The sequence below is a fragment of the Flavobacterium sp. UGB4466 genome (assembly GCF_903469665.1).
GTDB lineage: Bacteria > Bacteroidota > Bacteroidia > Flavobacteriales > Flavobacteriaceae > Flavobacterium > Flavobacterium lipolyticum.
In genome coordinates this window covers 36,577-56,613 of record NZ_CAGKLC010000003.1, presented here as the reverse complement: position 1 = coordinate 56,613, position 20,037 = coordinate 36,577, and the positions used below count along the sequence as shown (strand labels likewise).

The 20,037-nt window shown below is 37.6% G+C and carries 3 protein-coding genes; all 3 read right to left on the bottom strand.

From position 1 onward, the window contains the following. Positions 1-42: 42 nt before the first annotated feature. Complete coding sequence (pgk, locus tag JO950_RS01495) at positions 43-1,230, bottom strand: phosphoglycerate kinase (RefSeq protein WP_202700739.1); 1,188 nt, start codon at positions 1,228-1,230, stop codon at positions 43-45. 158 nt (positions 1,231-1,388) lie between these two features. Continuing rightward, on the bottom strand, positions 1,389-2,363 hold the full coding sequence (locus tag JO950_RS01490; protein WP_202700738.1) for a type IX secretion system membrane protein PorP/SprF: 975 nt from the start codon (positions 2,361-2,363) through the stop codon (positions 1,389-1,391). Between the two features lie 44 nt (positions 2,364-2,407). Beyond that, positions 2,408-19,978: a T9SS type B sorting domain-containing protein gene (locus tag JO950_RS01485; RefSeq protein WP_202700737.1), complete on the bottom strand. Its 17,571-nt coding sequence runs from the start codon at positions 19,976-19,978 to the stop codon at positions 2,408-2,410. Between the last annotated feature and the right edge of the window lie 59 nt (positions 19,979-20,037).

Here is a 20,037-nt window from a genome sequence, read left to right as displayed (position 1 = left end):
TTATTGAAGAAAACTATGTAAAAAAATGTTAATTGTGATTTTTTAGTCCAAAATCGCGGCGATTCCAGGTAAAATTTTGCCTTCTAACATTTCAAGCATAGCTCCACCTCCGGTAGAAACATAACTCATTTTATCTTCAAAACCGAACTGTTTTACTGCTGCAACAGAATCTCCACCACCCACTAATGAGAAGGCACCATTTTCTGTAGCTTCAGCAATATAATCACCTAAAGCGATCGTTCCTTTAGCAAAGGCCTCCATTTCGAAAACTCCTAATGGACCATTCCATAAGATTGTTTTTGACTCCAGAATTACTTTTTTAAAGTTTTCCAAAGATTTAGGACCTGCATCAAGACCTTGCCATCCGTCAGGAATTGCGTTTACCTCTACTACCTGAGTATTGGCAGTATTAGAAAAACTATCTGCTGCAAGTACATCAACCGGAATGTGAACCTGAACTCCCTTTTCTTTAGCTAATCTCAAAATTTCAAGTGCTAAATCCTGTTTGTCATCTTCACAAATAGATTCTCCGATTTTACCCCCCAGTGCTTTAACGAATGTAAAAGTCATACCGCCACCGATGATCATGTGATCTACTTTGTCTAAGATGTTTTCGATAACGGTAATTTTTGAAGATACTTTTGAACCTCCAAGAACTGCTGTTACCGGTTTTTCGCTATTTTTAAGTACTTTATTTAAACTTTCAATTTCTTTTGCCAATAAGGTTCCAAAACATTTTTCAGTTGGAAAAAACTGGGCAATAATTGTGGTTGAAGCGTGTGCTCTGTGTGCTGTACCAAAAGCATCGTTTACATAAATGTCTCCCAATGATGCTAACTCTTTTGCAAAAGCAACATCTCCGGCTTCTTCCTCAGCGTGAAAACGTAAATTTTCAAGCAACAAAACTTCTCCCAGCTGTAAATTAGCAGCAGCAGTCTTGGCTGCTTCTCCAATACAGTTTTCAGCAAACTTTACCTGAACTCCCAATATTTCAGAAGCAGTTTTTAAAATGTGCTTTAACGAATATTTATCTTCTGCTCCTTTTGGTCTGCCTAAATGCGACATTAAAATTACACTTCCTCCCTGCGCTAAAATTGCATCGATAGTTGGTTTTGCCGCTTCGATACGCGTAGCATCCGTTACATTAAAGTTTTCATCCAATGGCACATTAAAGTCCACACGGATAATTGCTTTTTTATTTTTAAAGTCGAAATCGTTTAGAGTTTTCATTTGATAATTTTTTAATTTTTTCTGATAGAAAAACAAATATAGAACTTTTAGGGTTGCAACAAATTTGAAAAATATAAAAATAAACCCGCTCTAACAGCGAAAACGATATAATTTAGAAAAAAAAACAAATTAACTTTAAAAACGCTAAAAATGTTTGCTTAGTCGTGAACCGGACTTTGTGTACAAGGACAGTTGCTAATGGCTTGCAAGAAATCGAAACCAATAGTTACCGAGTGTGTCCCTGTGTTGTAATTGCCTAAATTGTTAAACATTACCTGATACGAATACCCAAAGTAGAACTTAGATTTCATAAAACCTACCATTGGCCCAACGGATAATGGTTTTGGGAACTGATCGTTTAAAAAACGATACGAAACTCCAATCCAGTAATAATCCTCGTAACGGTTGTAACGTCTGTACTTGAAGTTAAAATCGGTTGTAGAACGTTTATCACTTGCGAAGTACTGGTAGTAAAGCGATGGTTCGTATTCGATACGGCTGTTTTCTCCGTCTTTAAAAATAAATCCTGTATATATCTGATAATTGGAAAGTAAACTAGGCTCTACTCCTCTGTATTTGTTGGTATTTTTCTTTAGTACGTTGTTCGCATTAAAACTGACATAGAATGCTTTGTTACGGTACAAAGCACTTACATCGAAGTTGCTGTTTGCGGTATATCGATTGTCGGTTACACTTGGATCTAAAATAGGATGCTCAATGGTGTTATTGAATTCGTCAATATCAATACGGAAACTATTAAAGTTGTACGAAAGTCCGAAAGACAGGTATTGTTTTGAATAATAATCCAGAATAATGTGGTGCGCGAAGGAGATCTTAGCTCCAGTCTGACGCGTATATCCATTCTTATCATTGTACACATTGATACCCACTCCTGAACGGTCCAAAACTCTAAAATCGGCATAAAGCGACTGGTTGTCCGGCGCATCCTTTATCCCTACCCATTGGGTAAGTCCATTGGCTCTAATTCTAAGGTTATCACCGATACCAGCGAAGGCCGGTGAGATAACAAAAGGATTATCGGCTAAATACTGTGTAAAAACCGGTAGGTTTAACTCTTGGCTGTAACTTGTTGTTACAGCCATGAGTACTAAAGATAAAATAAACTTTTTCATTGTAATAATTTTTTTAGATAACATCATTAGGGGCTCTTATTTTGTTATCTGTATAAAGTGAAATGTCCTACAAACTCACGTGCATCTTTCTCGTCATTTAATTTAAGAACATACCAGTAATCTCCTGATGGTAATTCGGCACCATTGTATCTACCGTCCCATTTTTGTCCGTAACGGTATTTGGCAATTACACGACCGTATCTGTCGAAGATTGAGAATTCAAGGTTGTTGTAAATGTTTGTACAACCAGGCCCCCACGTATCATAAACACCATCTCCGTTTGGAGTAAAGTAGTTGTCAAGACACACATCCACATAAACTGCATGAACTGTAATTGTTGCTGTACATCCGTTTTGATCTCTTACTACTACTACATAATCTCCTGTTTTGTAGATTTTGTATTTGCTAGAAGAAGTAAACGGCTCTCCGTTGAAACTGTACTCGTAAGCTGGCGCTCCACCGGCAGCAGTAACTGAAATGATGTTCATTTCAGGTTTTCCTGTTGACTCAGCAAGTGTTAACTTCTCATAAGCTCTGATTTCAAAACTTGCCGTTGGCACTTTACATCCATTTGTATGTCTCGCTACAATGTAGTGCGTTCCAGGAGCAATATTGGTAAAGATATTTGCTGCCTGCCAAGGACCTACATCACTATCAAGTGAATAATCTATTTGTGTAAGATCTGTATTACTAGCATCAACTGTTACGGTTACCATATTCGTTTGAGCGTTGTTCACACAATCGTAATTGGTTACGGTAGTTGGATCAAGAACAACCGGTAAAGGCATGTTTTCTACAAATTCATTCACACATCCCTGAGCATCCTTAACGTAAACGGTATGAACTCCTCCTGAAAGATTAGTAAAATCAAATATAATTTGAGTTGCCGTACCTTGAGTATACGTTCCGTTTTTATTGTCAAGACTTACGCTATATGGTGCAGTACCTCCTTTAACTTCGATACTGAATGCACCGTCTTTATCTCCTTTACAAACTTCCGGAATCATAGAGTTTGGAAGTTCTGTTACGATTAAAGGTTTTGGCTGAGTGATTTCGATTTCATCGATAACATAACAACCATTTTCATCCTGAGCTATAACCGTATATTTACCCGGTGCAAGTTTATCAAAAGTGTTTTTAACATCAAACTGATCTAAATCCGGTGATATTGCATATTTAATAATTCCTGTACCACCTGTTGCAGCAACTACAATCTGACCGTTACTTTCTCCAAAACAAGAAACATTGGTTGGTGTAAATGTAGCCTGAATAGCTGTAGCTGGCTGTTTAATTTCGATAGTTCCTGATGTCGCAGGACAATCACCACTAGCTACTTTTACAACATACGTCCCTATTGGAAGATCTTCGAATCTGCCACTAGGCTGTGCCGGTCTAACCACAACACCTGTATTATTTTCTAAAGTATAGATATAGTTTCCTAAACCGCCTTTTGCATTTGCTACAATAACTCCTGTAGCTTCACCCATACATTTTACTACAGCATTGGTAACATCTAAATCTATTACTAATGGCTCTAATGGATCGATTTTAACTTCGTTAGAAATTTTTGCCACACAACCTTTAGCATCTTTCACATAATATTGGTATTTACCCACTGGTACCGCGAAGGTAAGAGAAGTTGCAAATGAACCAGTTGTTGTTGTAAAAGTCTGATCGGTACTGTATGTATATGGACCAGAACCTCCTGTTGCACTTAACGTAAGTGTTGATTGTGTATTACAAGTTTGTGTCGTTGCCAGCACTAAACTTGGAACTACTTCTGTTGGCTCTGTAATCACAACATTTGCAGATGTTGCAGAACAAGTAAATCCATCCGTAACTGTAATACTGTAAGTTCCTGCCGGTAAGCCTGTGAACACAGGGTTACTTTGTGGACCTGATGAAATCACCGGATTCTCTGACAACATGTTCAAGGTGTACATATAGTTACTTCCCTGACCACCTGTTGGAGGGTTTACTGTAATGATACCTGATCTGTCTCCAAAACATGGTAATACTGAAGCTGTTGCTGTTGCACTAACCACAATTGGATCCGGGATCTTCAATGATTGTGTTGCTGATGCCTGACATCCTTTTCCATCTTTAGCAATAACGGTGTAATTACCTGCTGATAACCCGGTAAAATTACCGTTGGTGTTATTTGCGATAACTGTTCCGTTTAATACTAAGTCATATTGGTAATTCGTATCCCAACCACCTGTTGCGGAAGCTGAAATTTCTCCATCATTATTACCTGCCACACAAGTGATTTCAGATTTTGTTGTTGTTACCACTAAAGCCGCACTAGGCTGTCCTATTGAGAAAATAGTTGAAACTGAACAATATGGTTTGCCTACTAAAGTAGCGTTTACCGTATACTGACCTGCACGAAGACCTGTAATAGAAACCGGACCAGCATTTGCTGAACGAGTTAATGGAACATTTACAGGACCTGTAATCGTGTAATCAAATATACCTGCATCATCGCTTGGAAGTTTTTGATTATCAACAAAAGTTAGGTTCACACTTCCATTAGCAGTTCCAAAACAAACCTCAGCTACTACCGGAGTAGCTTTAATTTCGAATGTATTTGGATTAGCTACATAATGCGCTTTCTCTATTATACATTTTGTATCTGTATTTTCTACAGTAATTAAATAATTACCAATTGGCAATGCTGTGAACACTCCTGTTGTATTATTAGCTGTAAAAGTGCTTCCGCCTATTCCTCTAATGCTGTATAACAATTGTGTCGGTGTCGGTGTACCACCACTAACCGCAGCTGTAACAGTAATGTCCTCATTGTTTACACAAGTAATTTCTTTATCTATTGTTACCGTAATATTGTCTAAGCTAATAAAAGGCAAAATTTTCATTAATCCTGTAGATGATCCAACACATCCTTTACTATCATAAACATTTACAGTATAATCTCCTCCTGTAAGATCAAATACGGTATAAGTATTTGAAGTACTATTTTGAACTTCAACTCCATTTTTCATGAATTGATATAAAACATACGTACCAGATCCTCCGTCTACTTTGTTTACTGTAATTGTCGCATTTGTATTTGTGTTTGTTCCTGCTGTACAACCAAATTGAGTAAATACAAAATCCGTAACAACAATTGGAGTCGGCTCAAGAATTTCAACATCTTCTAAATCTTTACAACCTCTTCCAGATGTAACGGTTACTGTATATTGACCTTTTGGCAATCCTGTGAACACATTTGAAGTCTGATTAGGTCTAAGAACTGGTCCCGCTGTGATACTGTAATAGTAAATTGGGTTGTCATTTCCACCTGTTTCATCAATAGTTGCAGTGATCGTTCCATTAGTAAATGTATTACAAGTAACATCTGTGTGTGCTAAAGTAAATCCTTTAATTGGAGTCGCAGGTATGATTTCAAATTGAACGGTTCTAGTACAACCTGTAGCCACATCCGTTACCGTAATTGTATGTTTTCCAGGAGCGATATTGGTAAATACTCCGGATGTCTGACCAAAGTTACCATTTAAACTATAGCTATAGTTTGCAGGGGTTGCAGGGTTAGCACCTCCAGAAACTGTAGCTTTAATAGCTCCATTGTTAGTGTTACAGTCTGGTAAAGCTGTGATCTCCACATCTAAAGTCAGAGCTGGGAAAATATTCACTACTGCCGTCGTTTTTACTTCACAACCGTTTCCGTCTTTTACAGTTACATCATAAGTACCTGAAGCATTAACGGTGAATGTTGGGCTACTTTGGAAACCTTTACCAATACTATATTCGATTGGTGCTACACCTGTAACTCCAGTAATCGTAAAGGTATACATTCCGTTTAATGGATCCGGACATTGACTAAATGGAGCCACTGACGGAGTTGTTGGTAATACATCTTCAACAATATTTTGAGATTTCATTACCGGACATCCGTTAAGGTCTTGTACATAAATATCCCAATTTCTATTGGCACCATTGTTTGTATCAACAGCTATAACATTATTGTTTCCAAAAACCGTTGGAGCTGCTGCACCTGAAACAACAACAGCATAACGATAAGCAGGAGTACCTCCGGTTGCTGCAATAGTTATTTCAGCCGTTTTATCGTTACAATTTGTATTGGTAGCAGTAGATGTAAAATCTAAAGCCAATGGCTGCTTAATCTCAAAGTTTACCACCTGATCCTGACATCCAGATATCCTGTCTACTACTGTAAACGTATAAATACCTGCAGCTAAACCAGTGTAGCTTATAACATCACCCGTTTTAGTAGCTGTACCAGCAAGTGGTGCTAATGAATAGATATAATCAGCAGGAGTAATATAACCGCTTACAACAAATGACGCTGTACCGGTGCTTACTCCATTACATGACACATCAGTTATCAACTGAGTAGTCGCTTCAATCTTATCAGATTCTTTAATCACGATCGCTTTTGTTGTACTACAACCATTAGCATCTGTAACTTTAATTTGATAAGTATCCGGTAACAATCCAGGGAAAATACCGGTTGTATTGTTAGTAACAGCCGTTGCCGGTGAAACAATATCGTATTGGTAAGGAGCTACACCACCTGTTACTGTATTTACGGTAGCAGTAGAAACTCCTCCAGCTGTATTACAATAAATTGGTGTTGCTGTAATATTCATATCAGTAGGCGGTGTGTAAGGGATCACCGTTACATTTCCTGAAACTCTACATCCATTAGCATCAATTACCACGTAAAACACTGTTTTATTAGCCGTTATAGTGCTTACATTTAACGTTGAAGCATCTCCAAAAGTAACACCATTATCAAAACTGTATTTGTATCCTGGAGTACCGTTAGTAGCCGTTAAAGTTACTATAGCATCATCTGGTGCATTAGTTAAATTACATCTAAATGGAGTAACTGCAGCAGTAGCACCTAAAACAGTCGGCTGTGAAATTGTAACAACCTCACTAACCACACATTTTTTAGCATCTCTTACGTATACCGTATAAGTACCCTGACCTAATGTTCCAAAAATATTAGAAGCCTGGTAATTTGTACCATCAATACTATATTCATAAGGAGCAAGTCCGCTACCAGCAGTAATTGTAATACTTCCGTCGTTTCCTAAATTACAACTTACATTAAATGGAGTAGTTGAAATAGTAGGCATTACAATAGGATTTACGACTACTGGTTTTGAAACTGACTGACAGTTTTTACTATCTGTAACTCTAAAAGTATAGGTTCCTGCAATATTAGTTGTGTATGGAGATGTTGTTGGTGTAAAACCACCTCCATTAAATGAAACTTCATAGTTAGTATACAAAGTAGATCCTTGCGTAGCTGTTAATGTAACAGTCGCCATATTAGGAGCCGCACAGGTTAAATCCTGAAGTACCGCGTCTAATAACAATTTCTGATCCAATTGATAAACATATGGAATTGCAGCATCACAACCGTTAGCATCTCTCACGTAGAAAGTGTATGAACCCGGTGCGTTAAGTACAAAGTCAGGACTTGTTTTAAATCCATTACCAATACTGTACGTTAATGGACCAACACCATGGCCTACCAAAGTAACATTTACAGGAGAACCATCGTAACAAACACCCGTAATTGGGTCAATTGTTGGCAGAGGATCTGTCGCAATAGTCAATGGTAACTGAGCAATACATCCGTTATCATCTCTTACATAAGCAATCCAAACTTTAGATGGATCTAAAACTGCACTTGGACTCGCTTTATAAGCTCCCAGTGCCGGTGCTGTTGGGCTCTCAGCGTAAGCGTAAGTATAACCAGGAGTTCCTCCTGAACCTATAACACTTACTTTTGCACCAAAATTACAATTCGCATTGATATTATAATCCAGTGTTAATAATAATGGCGTTGCCGGTTCGCTAACATCCTCATTTGCTGTTGCAATACAGCCTGTAGCCACATCAACAACATCTATTTTATAGTTCCCTACTGCTAAATTGGTAAGGGTAACTTTAGGATTAGTATGTGTTCCTGCAACCGCAACTCCGTTAATAGAATATGTATAAGTTGCTGCAAAGTTACCTACAGTGAACTCAACAGAACCGTTAGCAACAGCTGCTGTTTCGTTACAACTTACATCTTTTATTAATTGACCAGAAACGGTAATATTAGTTACTGGTTTAATTGTCAATGATTTCTGGAATGAACATCCATTAGCATCTGTTACTTTGAAAACATAGGTACCTGGTAATAAACCATTGAAAACATTCACCGTTCCGTTATCAACTGCGTTTGCAGTTGGTGAAACGATTTCATATTTCGTAATCGCATATCCACCCGCTACAGTAACTGTAATACTTGTCGCAGGAGCGTTACAAGTAATTGCAGCACCCGCAAAGTTTAGGTCTGTAATTTTTTGGTATGGATTAACCGTTACTGTACTATTAAACAAACATCCGTTAGCATCTTTTACATAATAGCTAATAGTCTGTGCAGCACCATTGTCTAATACTGTTAGTGTATTAGCGTCAAAATAGTTAGCAGAACCATCAAAATTGTATTTGTAAGGTGCTGTTCCTGTACCTGCTGTAACATTTACTGTTACCACAGCTGGCTGTGCAACATTACCTGTACAAGCATAATCTTTAACAGCTGCACCGGCATGAAGAGCTACTGGTTGTGTTATTACAACCGGAGCTGTTAAATAAAGACATAATTTAGCATCTCTAACTGTAATTACATAATTACCAGCCGATAAACCTTTAAATATATTTGAAGGTTGAAATGGAGATGAAATCGTACCATTATTCCAACTGAACTCAAATGGTCCCACACCAGAAGTTGTATTTACGGTGATAGATCCATCAGCTCCACCATTACAACTAACATTTGTATGTGATGTTGTAACTGTTGGAGAAGGAATTGCTTCTAATTTGAAAGGTACCTCTGCATAACAAAGTGTTGTATTATTAGCATCCGTTACTCTAAAAATATAATCTCCCAATGCACTTGTTGAATGTACGTTTGTCGTTGGTAAAAATGCTCCGCCATTGTATGAATAAGTATAAACATACGAAGCAGCAGGAGTTGTATTTCCTCCACTGGCTGTTAATGTAATTTGAGCAGCAGGACTTGTTGTACAATCCAGTTCTTTAGTAACATCGGCTTTTATTTGTAATTGAGGATATACAATATAGTCAACATTAGCCGTACAACCGTTAGCATCCTGAATTACCAGATTATAAGTTCCGGCAGCATTAAATGTAAAACTTGGAGTTGCCTGGAAAGCGCTTCCGTTTACACTATACATCGCAGGAGCTTTAGAAACTGTTCCGCTATACGTTATTGTAAATGGAGTACCATCATAACAAATAGGTGTAGCAGGAGCAACGATTGTTGGATCTGCATCTTTAACTAATGTAATAGAAGCTGGTTTTATACATCCGTATGCATCTTTTACATAAACAATATAATCACCCGCATCTCTGTTAAAAGTGTTATCTGGTGCCCAGCCTGCAGTTGCCGCTGTTGGTACCGGATCAGTACTCAATAATAACTGATAGGTATATGGTGCTGTACCATCATGACCGATAGCGCTTATAACACCTGAAGCAGCGTTACAATTTGCATTTTTAGTAACAGAAACCGTAACTGTCAAGTCAATTGCAGATTCTGTAATGTTAAATTCTTTGCTGGCAACACTACATCCTGCATTTGTCGATCCTGCAGTTTCTTTAACCACAATGATATAATTCCCAAAAGGAAGCGGACCTAAATCAGTAACTGTAAGAGTTCCATTGGCTGCAATAGTTCCGGAACCTGTCGCCGGAGGAACCACAGAAGTTAGGCCTAGTGAATTTAAAATTTCATACGTTACATTTGTCGCTGACGGATAAGTACTATCAATCGTAAATGAAACTTTACCATCTTTAGCTCCTTTACAGGTAATATTTTGTTCTACTACATTATTAACTTTTAATGTTGAATTAGTAGGAATCATAAATTCCGCTGTTTCATAATAGTAACAGCCTGTTCCCTGGTCGTGTACTATAAAGGTATATTTAACACCTGGTAATAAATTAGGTATGGATGTCTTTTTACTTTGGAAACCATCTTCATCATACCAAGGCAAAGTTGTAGGAGCAGTATACACCATTCCCGGACCAGTATAAACTGCAAAATGGAAAGGACCATTACCGGTTATATTTGTAGATCCCGCTCCAATTGCTACAACTGCAGAACCCAATGAAGAACAATCTGCAGGAGGAGGAGTTACGGTAATATCTAAATCTTTTGGTGGTGAAGCAATCAATATGTCTTTTATCACATTAGAACATCCGTTTGCATCAGTAACAATAATCTGATATAAACCAAAATCAACCACTCTAAAAACAGCAGCAGCACCTGTCTGCCCGCTGATTTGTTGGTTATAACCATTTACTCCCGTAACATGATAAGTATAGGCAGGAGTTCCACCACTAACCGAATTAATGGTTATCTTACCAAGAGATTCCCCATTAGAAGCATCACATGTAATTGAGGTAGGCGTAAAGTCAACAACAATTTTAGTTGGCTCAGCAATCGTAATATTCTGAGTAGCAAAACATCCTTTTGCATCGGTTACTGTTACCGTATAATCTCCGGCTGTTAGACCTGAAGTCTGAGTACCATAATCCTTACCTGTTGTGTTATTTACAACCTTATAAACAAATGGAGCTAAACCTTTTGTATTATCAATTGTAATTACAATAGCACCATTTGAATCACCATGACATAAAAGTGGTGTAGTACTCAAATTAGTAATTACCGGATCAACTGTTGGATTCACCACAATTGGTGCCGTTGTAGTTGCGGTACAACCATTGGCATCTGTTACTGTAAAAGTATATGATCCAGGTGTATTTGTTTCGAAAACATTTCCTGTAAAAGTTCCTGTAGCAGGAGAACTTGTATAAGTATATAAAGCATTGTTCCCATTGGTAGCAGTCAAAGTTATTCGGGCTGCTGTAGGAGCTTTACAAGTAATATCTTTATCTAGTTTAGCAGATAAAGTTAATTTATCAAAAACTGTAACAGCTGTACTTGAAGCTCTACAACCATTAGCATCCTCAATAATTACTGTATAATTACCCGGAGTTGTAACCGTAAATGTATTTCCTGTTTGGAAAGAAGCTCCATTATTAATACTGTATTTTACCGGAGCAATAGTACCAGCACCCGGAGTAGCTGTAATTACAAATGCAGTTCCATCACCAAAACATTCTCCGGTTGCCGAAGCAGTAACGGTTGGCGTTGCATCTTTAATAATTGTAATATCTTTTTGTACTGTACAGCCATTTGCATCAATAACATGAACATCCCAATCTGCAGTCGCAGGATCAAGATAAGCAACATTACTGTTTGTATAAGCCGTTACAGGAGTCCCGTCTGGTACAAATGCATATCTGTAAACGGCAGTTCCTCCTGTAGCAGTAACTGTTACTTTTGCATTTGGAACATTACAATTAGCATTTACAATTGCAATTGTTGCATTTAATGGCTGTGCCGGCTGTGAAATGTTTACCGTTTTTCCGGCCGAACAATTTGTTGTTTTGTCCTGAACTGTCAAAGTATAACTTCCCATAACTAATCCGTTTAGGGTAATCACATCTCCAACTGTTGAAGTTGTATAAGGTAATCCTGCAGGAGTAGACGTTACTGCTACGGTATAATTTCCTGTAGCACTAAATCCGGAAATACTGAATTTTGCAGAACCCGTATTTCCTCCATTACATAAAACATCGCTTAATTTTGATTCAGCAACTGCAATTGGAGTTAATGGAAGTACTGTATAAGACTGAATAGCAAAACATCCGTTTGCATCTGTTACTTTAAAAGTATAAGTGTCTGCCACTAATCCTGTAAATACTCCAGTCGTTGCACCTGTTACGTTTGAAGTTGCAGAAGCTGGTGCTGTAATAACATAAGCTAAAGTCCCTACTCCATTTGTTGTTGTAACAGTTACAGTACTGGTAGTACTGGTAGATGGTGAGCATAGAATTGCACTACCTGATATTGAAACAATAACAGGAGGATCTAATTTCTTAATGGTAATTTGCTGAACCGCAGTGGTACATCCTTTAGCATCTTTAACAGAATAGCTAATGATTTGATCTGCACCGTTATCGTTTACTGTTAACGTATTTGCGGCAGTATATCCACTTCCGTTAAAACTGTACGTATAAGGAGCTGTACCATCTGTTGCTGTAATGGTAACAGTCGCAGATTGTTTCGTATTGGTAACACTACAAGTAAAGTTAGTAGCAGTAGCACCTGCTGTTAATTTTGCAGGTTCACCTATTGTAACATTAACACTTCCGGTACATCCTTTACTGTCTTTTACATAGAAAGTGTAGTTACCCGCTAACAGATTTTCAAATAATGAAGTCGCTGTATAAGTAACATTGTCTTTACTATAGGTATATCCACCTGAACCATTAGCACCTGTTAATTGAACTGTACCTGTTGCAGAAGCGTTACATGAAGCATCTACTTTTACAGCAGTTACTGTTGGAGGTGCAATAGGAGCAACAGTCGCAGATGTTGTCGTAGAACATCCGTTTGCATCTGTAATTGCAAATGTATATTTATCAGCATTAGCAGAAGCAACAGAAATTGTAAACGATGTTCCGGTAACATTAATAACTCCACCAGGAGTTCCTGTGCCTTTCGCTACAGTATAAGTATATGGAGTTTTTCCTCCACTAATATCAACTTTAATTGTTGCATTTGGAGTTGCACTACAATCTAATTCTTTAGTAACCTCTGCTAAGGCACCAACTTTAGCATACACCACTACAGGAACTGCAGCAGCTGTTGTACAACCATTTTTATCTTTTACCGTTACGGTATAAGATCCAGCACTTACTGTAAAAGTATTGCTAGTCTGGAAATTAGTTCCATCAATACTATACGTTAAAGGTACTAATCCCGTAGCAGTAGCTGTAATGGTAAAACTTGCAACTGATCCTGTCTGACATTGATTGTCAACCACCACACCTGTAATAACCGGTTTAGCATCAACATCAATTTTTATAGGGAAATTATCCAAACAACCATTCGCATCTTTTATATAAACCACCCAGTTTAATACTGTTCCGTTAACAGTATTAACTGTTAAAACATTATTGGAAGCATAAACTGTAGGAACTGCAGCACCTTGTCTTGCTACTGCATAGGTATAATTTGGTGTCCCTCCTGTTCCGGTTGCTGTAATCTCAGCTGTAAATTTGTTACAATTTACTGTAGTGGCTACAGCAGTAACATCAACAGCTGCAGCTGACTGCGTTAAAGTTACTGTATAAGAAGACTGACATTTCGTTAATCTGTCTGTTGCAGTAATCGTATACGCTCCTACAGGCTGAGCAGTAGGAACTGCAACGGTAGTTGTAGCTGCACTTACACCAGTTGCTTGCTGAATGATTGTATTGGCAGCGTTTTTAATAACATAATCATATCCGTTTGCCTTAACACCATTTACTGTAAATTCAATAGTTCCGGTAGAACCAAAACATTGAATACTTGTAAGTACTGAACCACCTGTAATAATATCTGACGTTGCTTTAATGGTATGTCCTTTTGTGAATGAACAATTAGTAACCGTATCAGTTGCCTGGAAGATATAATCTCCCGGAGTCAGTGATAAAAAGTTTCCGGTTGTATTGGTCGCAGGGTTAAATCCTGCAGGACCAGAAATAATCTGATAGATAATATTTGCTGTACTTCCTGTTTTTACCGCTGTCAAAGTTACACGTCCACCAGCCGGAACCGTAGAACAATCATATCCGCTATCAACAATAGTGATATCTGTAATTGGTTCTAAAGCACCAATTGTAATTGACAATGGCCCAAACTGACAGTTATTTGCATCTCTAACATATGCCGTAACTGTTCCGGCAGCTGTTGTTGAGTAAGTATTTGTTGTTGTAAAGTTTGCCGTTCCGTTGAAACTGTAAGTATAAGCACCGGTTCCACCAGAACCAGTAACTGTAACTAATGCCGGTACAGTACTTGGTGTGCCACATTTAATAATAGTAGCTCCAATAGTTCCTGATACAGCGGTTGGCTGTGTTAATGTAATATTTCCAACAGGAGAAGTACATCCTTTACTGTCTCTTACCTGATAAGAATAGTTAATATTTGGATCTAAACCAGAATATAATGAAGTTGTTGACCAACCTAAATTATTAAAATTGTACTCATATCCGCCTGAACCTCCTGCTCCAACTAACTGTACACTACCATTTTTAAGACCATTACAAGTAATTTGCGTTGGATTAGCAGTAACTGTTGGATTTGTAATTGGACTAATTGTAGCATCTATATAAGCTTTACATCCCTTAGAATCTGTAATTTCAAAAGTATAAAGTCCGGCTGTCGGCGTAGGATAATTAAAAGTATTACCTGTAACATTTACACTGCCACCATAAGCACCTGCGTCTTTTTTAACTTTATAAGTATAGGCAGCAACACCATCCGTAATGTCAACTTTAATCGTTGCATTTGGAGTTGTACAATCCAATGTTTTTGTAATAGAGGCTGCTGCTTTTAACTCAGGAGCAATTACAATTCCGTTTATAGAAATCGGACAATTATTACTGTCTGTAACTGTAATAGTATGTGTTCCTGCTCCAACATTTGTAAATGTATGGCTGGTTTGTGCAGGTGCACCATTTAAACTATACGTTAGAGCTCCTGTACCTGTAGCCGTAACCACAAGAGTTGCTCCTTTAGTCCCGGTAACACAATAGTCACTAGTAGCTGCTAAAGATGCTGTTGGCATTGTTGGTGCAACAACATTAACCTGTGCAGAGGCGCTTGAAGAACATGCATATGCATCACGTGTTACCACTGTATAGGTACCAGTAGGAACATTTGTAAATACACCAGAATTCTGGAATGCAGTTATAACTGTAGTACCATTTGCTGCTCTTAATTCATATTGATATGCCGGTGTTCCTCCTCCTGCAACAGCCGTAATAGTAGCTCCATTTGTACAAGTAGCCGTTTTTGTAACACTTGCCGTAATTGTTAATGCAGCAGGAGTACCTACTGGCTGATCGAATGGGAAACTACATGTTCCCGCCTTATCATCATAACGAATTAAAATATTATACGTTTTACTCGTCAAGTTTTTAACGGTAACCGGTGAAGTTTTAGAATTTACCCAGGTTGCACCATTATCTAAAGAGTAATCAAAACCATAAGTGGCATCAAAATTTTGTGCAGATAATGTAATTTCTCCATTATTAGCACCATTACAGGTTACGTCTTTATGACCTACAATTGAAGCTTTAAATGCTTTATCTTTTCCAATAACAACTGGGAATTCTTTCTCAGCGCCACAAACCTCCGGAATCTGACGTACCCAAATATCATCAACCGCTAAATCATTACCAGAAATAACCTGACTGTAGGATAAGATAACAAAGTCAAGAGAAGTATTATTTCCGGGATTTAAAGTTAATACCTGGCCACTTCCAAGATCAGTTGTATTATGCCATTTCTCATCTCTAGGAATACTTTGTGTATCTTTTGAGGCTCCCGTTATAACAGTTCCATTTTTCTGAAGTTGTATCGTTAATCTTGGAGAAGGTAAATTATTATTTTTACTTAATAAGTTAAGCATATAAAGTGATACCTGTATGTCCTGATTTGGGATAACATCATTAATCGTTTTTTTGTATAAAACACCACCTATTGGTACCACACCTCCAACATTAACGGCTAAAAATCTTCCGTCTTTTATTTGTGGTGTATTGTTAATAACTGCCGTATTATCTTTAGGCAGATTCCAGTTAAAACCAGCTACGTGCTGTGGCAACAGAGCCTGAGTCACAACATATTCCCCATCATTAAGCAAAATTGGCATATAACCTCCAATACCGCAATCTTCTACAGCATCTTGTTTTTCCCAACAATAATTAGGGTGAATACCCGGAGTTGTTGTGTCTGGTCCTCTACCAAAATCTTCTCTTAACAAGTTACTGTAAGTAGGTACCGTAGTAACTTTGTATTTAACCTTTATAGTATGTGTTCCGGAAGGAACATTTGTAAAGACATTATTTGTAATTGGCGTATTAGGTACATTATTAATATAGTACTCATACGTATAATTATTTGACGGATTTGTAACCGTAACCGTAGTTGATGCCATACCATTACAGCCAAAAACAGGATCAGCCACAGTGATCGTTGGGTCAGCAGGTTTTGGATCTAAAGTAATCTGATAAGGAATTTCGAATATACAGCCTAAAGCGTCTTTAACCTGTAAAATAAAATTACCCGGCATAACATCTTTTTCATTCGATGCCTGCCATGTAACACCACCATCAAAACTAAACTGATAAGCAGGTGTTCCTCCCTGAACATTATTGATACGCAGTTTACCTCCCTGGTTTGCACCGCTACCGTCAGGTAATGTACATCCGGCCAAAGCGGCAACTCCCGCAGAAGCTGAAATAGCAGAAGTTGGTCCTGTAATTGTTATTTTTTGTTTAGGATCTGTACAATACTTGATTGGCGTTCCTATACCGTATCTGACAACTACATCATAACTTCCCGGCTGTAAATTAGAAAAAACAGGATTAGACTGAAAAGTAGCACCTCCATTAATACTATACCCCATTGTGTACCCGTTTGCTCCGGCAGTAAGTTTTACTTCTATCTTAGAGCTTCCATCATAACAATTACTATTGGTATGATCAATAGTATAAGCAGGTTTTGTATTATCAGGAACTGTAATAGTTCTTGTTATCGTACAGTTGTTTTTATCTACAATTTTAATGGTATAAAGTCCCGGAGCTGTTACCACAAACTCATTACTGGTTTGAAAGACAGTATCGCTGTTTATAAAATAATTATAAGGCGAATTACCTCCTTCTGTTGTGATTCTGATTTTTCCGTCACTACATGCAGTAAGAGGTTCTACTAAAGCAACTGTTGCTTTATATTCGTTCCAAACCTTACCCATGTATATATACTTGGTATCTTTACAACCATCATCTGTAGTAATCTCTACAACATAATTCTGGTCTGTATTTAAATTATCAAAAGTATATTCAGAATCTGGCACAGGTCCTACACTAGACAATAATGTTCCATTATTATAAAGTTTATAATAATATTGTGCATTAGCATCATTTACGGCTACTTTAATTTTACCTTTTTCACCATAACACAATGGCTGTGTTACCTCTTGTACTACCTTAAAGTCCCTTTGTCTGATTTGAATATTCGGAACCGTAAAAATACAAGTGTTTCCTGTTACACCTGCTAGTCTTATATAAACGGTATAGAAGCCTGCAGTAGTAACATTAAATACATTACTAGCCTGATAAGTTGTACCATTAATACTGTACTCATATCCGGCAGGAACACCTCCTACTGTAATCGTACCAGCTTTACCACAAATAATATCGGTATGTTTCTCTGTAGGACTTAATGAATTGGTGAAAACATTAAAATAAAAACGGTTAAAACAACCTCCGGCATAATTTAATGTTAATCGGTATTGCCCGGCAATTTTAGCCAGGTAATTTGGTCCCGTTGCAACCTGAGTCCAAGAACAAGAAGTACCTTCATTGGCACAATTTGGACTGCTTGGCGCTGTACAGCTTGCTTCATCTAATTTTTCCCAAACAAGGGTTGAACCATCTGAGATATGCGTTTCAATTAGTCTGGAATCATTTGCACCACATAAGAAAAGATTAGGTAACTCTTTTCCATTATTTGGACAAATTAAGACCTCTCCTTTATACGGAGCTTTTGCATAAGGAATTACAGGGTTTGTATTTGTAGCACCAAATCTGGTTACTGTAATAGCCTGATAAATTGATCTACAAGGTGCCGCAGCTAAATTGTATACATAATAAGTTCCCGGATCTTTAACCGTAAGTGTTTGTCCTGTCCCTATTTGTTTTGTACGCGCTTCGTCACTATACCAGGTATAACTTGTATATCCGTTTGCAGCAACTAAATCTACTGTGTCTTTACATAAAGTAACATTTGCTGTATACTTACAACCATCGACACCTACTAAAAAGTTAGTCGCTTTTGGAGTTAATATACATCCTGTATTTGTATTGACACTCGGATCATCTGAAATTTGAAAATCAGGATTTAAAGTTCCTTTATAAGTGGCATATGCAGAGTTATCAATACTATTAGAACATGCTTCACTTAAGGAATTACAATCCGGAACAACTTTAACTTTAAAGCTTATGACAGTCTCTTTTAATGTATTTGCTTTAACAACAGAATCATCTACTTTAAAAACAATACTTCTGGTTGCAGGATCATAACTTTGTACCGTTACGCCAGCCGGAAGCGGGTTTAAGTCTCCCGGATAATTAAATATAATATTAATTGGCAACTGATCTCTAATGGTTAAAGATTTTGCATCATCATTCCCTGAGTTTCTAATACCAATTTCATAATTTAATTGTTGCCCCAATACTACATTTTGCCCCCCAATATCCGTTCCTGCTGAATTTTTAACAATTTTCGTTAGTACAATATGAGGCTCAATAATATCTACCGCAAATGCATTAAAATAATAAAAGTAAACGTCCTGAGTACTTCCTAATCTAATATTTGCCGAAGTCTCATTATTATCAATAACAATACCTCCGGGTCTCAAAAGAGTTCCGGGGTTATTAATATTCAAAATACCCGCATCATACCCAAGCGTATTGGTACTGGCGGGACTTCGGTTTAAGAAATTCTCTGTTTTATCTGTAGCCGGATCAACATAAGTTACACTACTATTAAAGAAGTTATTTGAGGCTCTAATAGCTGTATTTGCGGCGTTTGTAGCACTAATCCCAATTCCGTTAATTTGCAGGTAATCACCCGCAATAGACTGATCCCCTTCTAAAGCAGCAAAAGCAAACTTTACACGTACCGGACCAGTTGGGATTGTCTTAAAACCTGAAACAGGAATGTCTAAAGTAGTTACACCTCCAATTGCACTAAAACCATCAAATGAAGTGATATATTTCGCCGGCAAAGTTGGGTCTTCGTAAACAACATAAATAGACCAGCCCGCAGATAAACCGGTTCCTCCATTAGAACCTTGACTCGATATAACATTAGCAACCGTATAGACACCTTGCGCATTAGCCTGTCCGGCAACTAAGTTCGTTATATCTGCATAACAGGCATAAGGCCTGTTATTACCACTTCCAATTGGTGCTGCATTAGCATCATGGATGATCTCTCCATTGATATCATGATAGCCCCCTGTTGGTAATTTAAGTTTTACCTTCTCTATACCTGTACGATCATTTTGCTGTAGGATAGCCCCCCAATACAAACCGGCATAAACAATTTTATAACAAGCCGGCTTTGGCACTGTCAAAGTTGCACTACTGGAACTAAAAGTACTGTTGTCATTATCGACATCAATATACCTCATGTCGAAATCCGAGTTAAGCCAGTCATCATTGTAAGCGACATTTGGTCTGGAATTTCTGGTTCCTCCATCTCTGTTCAGGATATTGTTACCAATAAGCAACATGTCTCCTTTTAGCTTCTTGTCAAATCTCGGAGTAAATGACTTAAGATTCTGAGAAATTACAAAGTAACTTTGAAAGAAAATCAAAGCTAATAAAATCAATCTTAGGTTAGTAGGTTTTTTCATAGTCTTCATTTTGTTTTTGCTTCTCTTTTATTTTCTAAGGGGCGTTAAAAAATAAATCA

Bases quoted from the DNA above. Each gene is read 5' to 3' on its own strand.
- JO950_RS01485 (WP_202700737.1), bottom strand. From the start codon at position 19,978: ATGAAAAAACCTACTAACCTAAGATTGATTTTATTAGCTTTGATTTTC.
- JO950_RS01490 (WP_202700738.1), bottom strand. From the start codon at position 2,363: ATGAAAAAGTTTATTTTATCTTTAGTACTCATGGCTGTAACAACAAGT.
- pgk (WP_202700739.1), bottom strand. From the start codon at position 1,230: ATGAAAACTCTAAACGATTTCGACTTTAAAAATAAAAAAGCAATTATC.